This window comes from Bradyrhizobium sp. (genome assembly GCF_016462955.1).
Taxonomy (GTDB): domain Bacteria; phylum Pseudomonadota; class Alphaproteobacteria; order Rhizobiales; family Xanthobacteraceae; genus Bradyrhizobium.
Window position 1 is genome coordinate 1 of record NZ_JAEMSD010000365.1, and the last position, 6,993, is coordinate 6,993.

Consider the following 6,993-nt stretch of genomic DNA (forward strand, 5'->3'; position numbering starts at 1 on the left):
CTGCTCGAGGTGCCGCTGGCCACCGAGGGCGTGCCGCCCTTCAATGCCCGCGTCTACGAATTGGCCCGGCGCATACCGCCCGGCAAGACCATGACCTATGGCGAGATGGCCGCCGCCCTGGGCGAGCCCGGTGGCCTCATAGGTCTTGCCGAGCAGGATCTGGGGCCCGGGCTGATGCGCATTGGCGTTGAAGACGAAGGAGCCGGGAGGGCCGAGTTGGCCCTGCCGCCCGGCAAAGGTCCAGCCGGTGATGATGCGCGCGAGCGAGGTGACGTCGCCTTGCGTGTAGCCGCCGCCGACGCCGAGCGTATGCAGCTCCATGATCTCGCGCGCCAGATTTTCGTTGAGCCCGCGCTTGCGGTTCTGCCCGGCGCGCGAATCCGGCCCGAGCGATTGCTGGTTGTCGAGGAAGAGCAGCATCGCCGGATGCTGCTCCACCGCCTTCAGCATGTCGGCGAAGCGCCCGAGCACGTGCGGCCGGATCGCCTCGCGCTCGAATGCGCCGGCCCAGATCCGCGCCAGTTCGCCCTTGCTGGCGGAAATGCAGAAATGGTTGGACCAGAACGTGACCAGACGCTCGGCGAAGCCGCATTCGGCCAGCGTGGCGCGCTGCAGTCGCGCGAGCGCCTCGGCGCGAAACGTCTTTTGAACGTTGAGCGGCTGCGGTGCGGGCTTTGCGGCTGGCGGCGCGGCCATATTCGGCTGCATGGCGTCGGGCTTCGCCGCAGTGTCGGCGGGCTTCGTCTCCGCCATCTGGCCGGTGATCTCCGCCGCAGCGTTGAGCGAGAGATTGCGGCGCAGCGCGGGCCTCTGGTCGGCCGGCACTTCGGCAGGCGCAGCAGCCCTCGCAGCCTCGCGCGCCCGCTTGACCTCGTCCTGATAGGCAAACACGGCCTGCCCGAGCTGCGGCGTCGATTGCAGGCCCGGCGCTTCCAGCAGCAAGCCGCTCGCACGCGCGAGCTCTGCCTTCACGAAGCCGCGCGGGTCGGAGCTTGCATTGACGAGATCACCCGATGCACCGCCGCGGGCGCCAAAGCCAAAGCGGTTGAGCGCGACGAGGGCGGCTTGCGTGTCGCGGGCCATCAATTTGTCCTTGGCGCGTTGGAGCCGCTTTCCTGATACGGGTGCGGCGCGTAATATACCGCAGCGACAAATGAACCCGACATGAAAATGACGGCGAAGCTTCGGCGTAGATCATGACAAATCCGAAAGAGTCCGCGTTGCAGCAACCACGCCGCCTCGCCTGCTCCCGCTGCGGCACCGAATTCGGCTGCGACCTCTCGGGCAATTGCTGGTGCGCGGAGGAGACGGCAAAACTGCCGATGCCGCTCGCGGGCGAGGATTGCCTGTGCCGCGAATGCTTGAGGAAAGCGGCGGCGGAGGCCGTGTCGTAGGGTGGGCAAAGCGAAGCGTGCCCACGCATTTTTTGGCGATCGAGCGAGATGGTGGGCACGGCGCCTTGCGCCTTTGCCCACCCTACGAAGCTACACCGCAAATCCCGGCGACTTCCGCGCCATGCCGTCGAACGCATCGAGGAGTCTTTCGCGCCAGGCATAGACCGGATCGTCCGCCTGCAGCAGCTTGAACGGGCTGACCACACGCGCCCATTGGAACCCGCCGAACACGATGTAATCGGCATAGTTTGGCGCATTCCCGCCGATGAAGGGCTGCGTCTTGAACGTTTGGCGCATCACCTCGAGCGACTTGCGGAACGCGACCACGCCGGCGTCGCGGCTCGCCTGGACCTCTTCCAGGCTCCTGCCGCCGAAGCGCGCCTCGCGCGACTTGCGGAAATAGGCGGCGTCGACCTCTGCGAGGTTGTTCGGGATATCGGCGACGATCAACGGAAAGATGCCGCCGACGATGGCGATGTCGCCCCATGCGTTGATCATGCGCGCCATGGCGCGGCCGCCCTCGCCGCCGAAGAGGGACGGGCGATCCGGAAAATTGTCTTCCAGATAATTCGCGATAGTCCAGGAATCGACCACGGCCTTGCCGTCGTGCAGCAGCACCGGCACCTTGTCCGAGCCGTGCGGCGCGATCGTGCTCTTCTCGGTGAAGCGCCAGGGCAGCGACTCCGCCGCAAGGCCCTTGTGCGCCAGCGCCATCCGCGTGCGCCAGCAATACGGGCTGAAGGGGCGCGTAGAGTCAGTACCGACGAGTTCGTAGAGCTTGAGCGACATGAAGGGTCTTTCTGCCAGACCCTCAGCCTGAGGAGCGCGGAACGCGCGTCTCGAAGAATGAAGGCCCGATCTCGGCCTCGCCCTTCGAGACGCGCGCAAGATGCGCGCTCCCCAGGGTGAGGATCTCCTATTCTGGATGGCTTCGCTTGCGCCCGCAATGACGATGTGGAGAAAGGTCCGCACACCAATATCCATCGTCGTGCCCGGCGAAGGCGGGGCATCCAGTACGCCGCGGCAGTCGTGTAACACGCCACCGCTGGTGATTACTGGATCATCCGCCTTCGGATTATGACAGCGAGGACGGGGGGAGAGGCGAAGAACTACCGCCCGTTCGTGCGCAGCAACCTCTCGCCGTCTTCCGTCACCGCGATCACCAGACCGAGGCCTGGCCGCGTCTCGCGCGAAACGAGCCCGCGGTCCGCGGCATCCTCCCAGATGGTGAGGCGTGGGCACGAGGTCTTCCAGGTCGCGACCACCTCGGCATAGGCGCGTGGCTCGCGCGCGGCCCATTCGACGAAGTCCAGCACCAGCGGATCGGCGGTCTTGCTCATGGCAAACCTCCCTTGTCGAAGGCGGCCAGGACCGGGGCACGAAGCAGGAGCCAGCCGCCATAGGCGATGTAGTAGCAGGCGATGGTGGTGATCAGCCTGTTCGACCAGGCCAGGAATTGCTGATCGGTCATCGCCTCGAGGATACGCCGTGCCAGCGTGGTGCCGAGCATCGAGGCGAAAATGGCGACGCCGGCGAGTACGGGATCGAGGCCTGCGGCCTGGTCGATGATGCCGCCGAAATAGAGGAGCTTGGTGAAGTGGCTGACGAGCTGGCACATCGCCTTGGTCGCCACCTTCTCGCGCCGGCCGAAATCGCCGCCGAGGAAGAAGGTGTCGAGCAGCGGGCCGGAGACGCCGGTCATCAGCATCAGGCCCATGCAGATCGTGCCGTACACTGTGCCCTGCCAGAGACGGTCGGGATCGGGCTTGATGTTCGCCGGCAGGAGCCGCGCCATGAACGGCGTGATGCCGAGCAGCAGCAACGCCACCGGCTTGTCCGGCACGTAGCGGGTGAGCGACCAGGCCGCGAGCGCGACGGCGGCGCCGACCATGTAGTTCGCGACCGGCCGCCAGCGGATATGCGCCCGCCACAGAAACGCGCGCCAGCCGTTCGAGGCCATCTGCGTGATCGCGTGCAGCACCATCGCGGTCGGCAGCGGCATCAGGGCCAACAGCACACCGATCAGAACCAGCCCGCCCGCCATGCCGAACAGCCCCGACAGGAAGGCGGTGGCCACCATCAGCAATCCGAGGGCCGCGATCATGAGGGGTGTCACGCGCAGGATCTCCAGGGTGGGTCAGGGGAGCGGGCAGCTAAGGTGAACGTGCCTCGCTTGCCCCCACTCCGCAAACTGAGTTATCTTGCCCTGCATCAGCTTTCCTGAGGGTCAGGCATTTGCGGCGGCTGCTGTTTCTCAACGGCATCAAGGCGTTCGAGGCGGCGGCGCGGACCGGCAGCTTTGCTGCGGCCGGGCTGGAGCTGAGCGTGTCGGCGGCCGCGGTGAGCCGCATGGTGCACCTGCTCGAAGAGCGGCTCGGCGTCGCGCTGTTCGAGCGCAAGGCCAACCGCCTGGTGTTGACGCAGGCCGGCCGCGCCTATCAGAGCGGGCTGACGCCGATCTTCGATGCGCTGGCGAGCCTCACCGCCCAGGTGACGGCACCGGCGAGCGTGCGGGTGCTCACCATCGGCGTCGGCCATACCTTTGCGATGCGCTGGCTGATCCCGCGCCTGTCGGAGTTTCGCAGCGAGGAGCCCGACATCGAAGTGCGCTTCACCACCGGGGGCGCGGCGGTGCCGTTCGGCGAGGACTGGAGCTGCGGCATCAAGCTCGGCACCGGCGACTGGCCCGGCCTCGTCGCCGAGCCGTTGTTCGCCGGCGATCTCACGCCGGTCTGCGTGCCGCGGCTTGCGAGCGGCCTGAAGCGCCCGGCCGACCTGAAGGGCCCGAGCCTGATCCGCGTGGCGCATTCGCCCGAGGACTGGCCGATCTGGCTGAAGGCCGCGAACCTCGCCCGCATCGGCGCGCGCGGACCCGAGTTCCAGTTCTACGGCCAGGCGCTGCAGGCCGCCGCCGACGGGCTCGGCATCGCCATGGGCATCCGCCCCTACATCGACGACGATCTGGCGGCCGGCCGGCTGGTGGCACCATTCGATCTCTCGGTGCCCAAGGGCATGCGCTGGTACCTGGTCTATCGCAGCTTCCAGACCGAGCAGCGCGACTTCGCCGCGTTCCGCCGCTGGATCATGCGGGTGGCGTCGGAACCCGCGGCACGCCCGCGGCGGACCGGCCGCGCTGCGGCCCGGAGCTGAAGCCCCGGGTTCCGCGGCAACGGCTTTGCGACAAAAAGCCGGCCGTTTGTGAACCGCTTCACATCCCGCATTCCGCAAATGTGGTCTCCTGACTCTCCGAAAAGAAACGTGGGACCTACACTGATGACGACCCTTTACGACGGCTTTGACATCGAATCCTTCGAAGCTGGCAAAGGCCTTTGGCACGCGCGGATCCGCCGCGCCGATCTCAGCCCGGTGGCGATCGACGGCGTGCTGTTTCCTGCCATGGAAGTCGGGTTTGCCTGGCCCGACCGCGATGCCGCGATTGCCGACGCCAAGCACCACATCGACCGCTTCCGCCGGCGGGCCGAGGAGGAGGACGAATAGGCGAGCGGTCTGCGGGGCCGACAGGGCGCCAAAACGGGGGGAAACCAATCCATGTCCACCATCACCGACATCGACGCAGCACGGCCGCGGATCTATGCCCGCGCGGTGCTGTCCAACTGCCCGGAATGCGACGGCGATCTCGACGTGCTCAGCGTGATCGGCGGCCGTGCTGGATGCGAGTACTGGGCCTTGCGCTGCAACGATTGCGGCGACATCCATCTCGACATCCTCGAGCCGAATGTCACGGCCGAGAATGACGCGGGGCCGACGCCGGCGGCGTGAGCCGCGGGCTGCTGCCAACCTGCTGTCAGCAGCCTCCACGGAGGCGGCCATTCGCCCTTTATTGCGGGGCGGACTCATCCCATATTCGCGGGATGGCGAAGAAACCTGCTCCCCCCGCAAAATCCCCGAAGACCAAGGCTCCGAACTCGAAAGCGCATCGCCCCGATGTGCAGCCGATCGGACCGGCGCTGGCCGAGCTGCTCAATCCCGCGATCAACCGCGGCGACGCGGGCCTGGGGTCGGGCACCGGGCTGCAGCCGCCGCCGGACAATTCGCGCGACCGCCGCGCGGGAGGCGAGGCCGCCGCGCATCGCGCGCGCGCTTCGACGCCGAAGGAGTTCCCGCAGGATACCGCGCGGCCGATGCCGCTGCGGCCCAATCCGCAGCCGCCGGGCGCCCATCAGTCCAGTGAACTTGCAGGATTGGGGGAGGCGCCGCAGGCCAATTACGGCACGGCCGCCACGATTCCGACGCTCGATCCGGAGCTGGCGCGGCAGCTCGGACTGCCGACCGAGGAGGACGACGCCGAGGCGCTGGCGCGCCCGCCGCGGAGCAAGATGGAGGCGCTCGGCGTCAAGGCCACGGCGGATGCGCTGGAATCGCTGATCCGCGAGGGCCGGCCGGAGTTCCGCAAGGGCGACGGCTCCATGAAGGTGTGGACGCCGCACCGGCCGCCGCGCCCGGAAAAGTCCGAGGGCGGCGTCCGCTTCGAGATCAAGTCGGCCTATGAGCCGAAAGGCGACCAGCCGACCGCGATCGCCGAGCTCGTCGAAGGCATCAATCGCAACGACCGCAGCCAGGTGCTGCTCGGGGTCACCGGCTCCGGCAAGACCTACACCATGGCCAAGGTGATCGAGGCGACGCAGCGCCCCGCCCTGATCCTGGCGCCGAACAAGACGCTGGCCGCCCAGCTCTATGGCGAGTTCAAGAGTTTCTTCCCGGACAACGCCGTCGAGTATTTCGTCAGCTACTACGACTACTACCAGCCGGAAGCCTACGTCCCGCGCACCGACACCTATATCGAGAAGGATTCCTCGATCAACGAGCAGATCGACCGCATGCGCCATTCGGCGACGCGCGCGCTGCTCGAGCGCGACGACGTCATCATCGTGGCGTCGGTGTCCTGCATCTACGGTATCGGCTCGGTCGAGACCTACACCGCGATGACCTTCGCGCTGAAGAAGGGCGAGCGCATCGACCAGCGCCAGCTGATCGCCGACCTCGTGGCGCTGCAGTACAAGCGCACCCAGGCCGATTTCACGCGCGGCACGTTTCGCGTGCGCGGCGACGTCATCGACATCTTCCCGGCGCACTATGAGGACCGCGCCTGGCGCGTGAACCTGTTCGGCGACACCATCGAGGCGATCGAGGAATTCGACCCGCTCACCGGCCACAAGCAGGACGAGCTCGAATTCATCAAGATGTACGCCAATTCGCACTATGTGACTCCGCGGCCGACGCTGGTGCAGGCGATCAAGTCGATCAAATCAGAGTTGAAGCAGCGGCTGGACCAGCTGCACGACCAGGGACGCCTGCTCGAAGCGCAGCGGCTGGAGCAGCGCACCACGTTCGACCTCGAGATGATGGAGGCGACCGGAAGCTGCGCCGGCATCGAGAACTATTCGCGCTATCTCACGGGCCGCCGCCCGGGCGAGCCGCCGCCGACGCTGTTCGAATACGTGCCCGACAACGCGCTGATCTTCGCCGACGAAAGCCACGTCACCATTCCGCAGATCGGCGCCATGTTCCGCGGCGACTTCCGCCGCAAGGCGACGCTGGCCGAATACGGCTTCCGCCTGCCCTCCTGCATGGACAACCG

8 protein-coding genes and 2 pseudogenes are annotated in these 6,993 nt (G+C 67.1%); 6 read left to right on the top strand and 4 right to left on the bottom strand.

The annotated features are described in order from the left end of the window. Window positions 1–30 precede the first annotated feature (30 nt). A pseudogene (locus JHD07_RS28300) lies at window positions 31–87 on the top strand (cysteine methyltransferase); the annotation flags it as partial. Window positions 88–114: 27 nt separating this feature from the next. On the opposite strand, the pseudogene JHD07_RS28305 reads toward JHD07_RS28300, so the two are convergent. Next, a pseudogene (locus JHD07_RS28305) lies at window positions 115–1,083 on the bottom strand (DUF1800 family protein); the annotation flags it as partial. 113 nt (window positions 1,084–1,196) lie between these two features. Between JHD07_RS28305 and JHD07_RS28310 the strand changes: the two are divergent. Beyond that, on the top strand, window positions 1,197–1,394 hold the full coding sequence (locus tag JHD07_RS28310; protein ID WP_291628173.1) for a cysteine-rich CWC family protein: 198 nt from the start codon (window positions 1,197–1,199) through the stop codon (window positions 1,392–1,394). Window positions 1,395–1,484: 90 nt separating this feature from the next. Here the strand turns inward: JHD07_RS28310 and JHD07_RS28315 are convergent, their stop codons facing one another. The 3 genes from JHD07_RS28315 to JHD07_RS28325 all read right to left on the bottom strand — a co-directional run bounded on the left by JHD07_RS28315 (window position 1,485) and on the right by JHD07_RS28325 (window position 3,510). Further along, the gene (locus JHD07_RS28315; RefSeq protein WP_291628175.1) at window positions 1,485–2,183 is read right to left on the bottom strand and encodes a glutathione S-transferase family protein; all 699 of its coding nucleotides are present in this window, start codon (window positions 2,181–2,183) and stop codon (window positions 1,485–1,487) included. A 320-nt stretch (window positions 2,184–2,503) separates the two neighbouring features. Continuing rightward, window positions 2,504–2,734, bottom strand: a complete 231-nt coding sequence (locus JHD07_RS28320; RefSeq protein WP_291628177.1) for a hypothetical protein — start codon at window positions 2,732–2,734, stop codon at window positions 2,504–2,506. Then, entirely contained in the window at window positions 2,731–3,510 is a 780-nt protein-coding gene (locus JHD07_RS28325; protein ID WP_291628179.1) for a sulfite exporter TauE/SafE family protein, read from the bottom strand. Before JHD07_RS28325 ends, JHD07_RS28320 begins: the two co-directional genes overlap by 4 nt. Window positions 3,511–3,629: 119 nt before the next feature. Here JHD07_RS28325 and JHD07_RS28330 point away from each other — a divergent pair, with 119 nt between their 5' ends. From JHD07_RS28330 to JHD07_RS28345, 4 genes are all read left to right on the top strand, one after another. After that, window positions 3,630–4,544: a LysR substrate-binding domain-containing protein gene (locus tag JHD07_RS28330; RefSeq protein WP_291628181.1), complete on the top strand. Its 915-nt coding sequence runs from the start codon at window positions 3,630–3,632 to the stop codon at window positions 4,542–4,544. Between the two features lie 123 nt (window positions 4,545–4,667). Next, entirely contained in the window at window positions 4,668–4,892 is a 225-nt protein-coding gene (locus JHD07_RS28335) for a hypothetical protein (RefSeq protein WP_291628183.1), read from the top strand. A gap of 51 nt (window positions 4,893–4,943) precedes the next feature. Next, entirely contained in the window at window positions 4,944–5,174 is a 231-nt protein-coding gene (locus JHD07_RS28340) for a hypothetical protein (protein WP_291628185.1), read from the top strand. 92 nt (window positions 5,175–5,266) lie between these two features. Continuing rightward, window positions 5,267–6,993, top strand: a 1,727-nt coding sequence (locus tag JHD07_RS28345; RefSeq protein WP_291628186.1) for a DEAD/DEAH box helicase family protein, incomplete at its 3' end; no start/stop codon positions are given.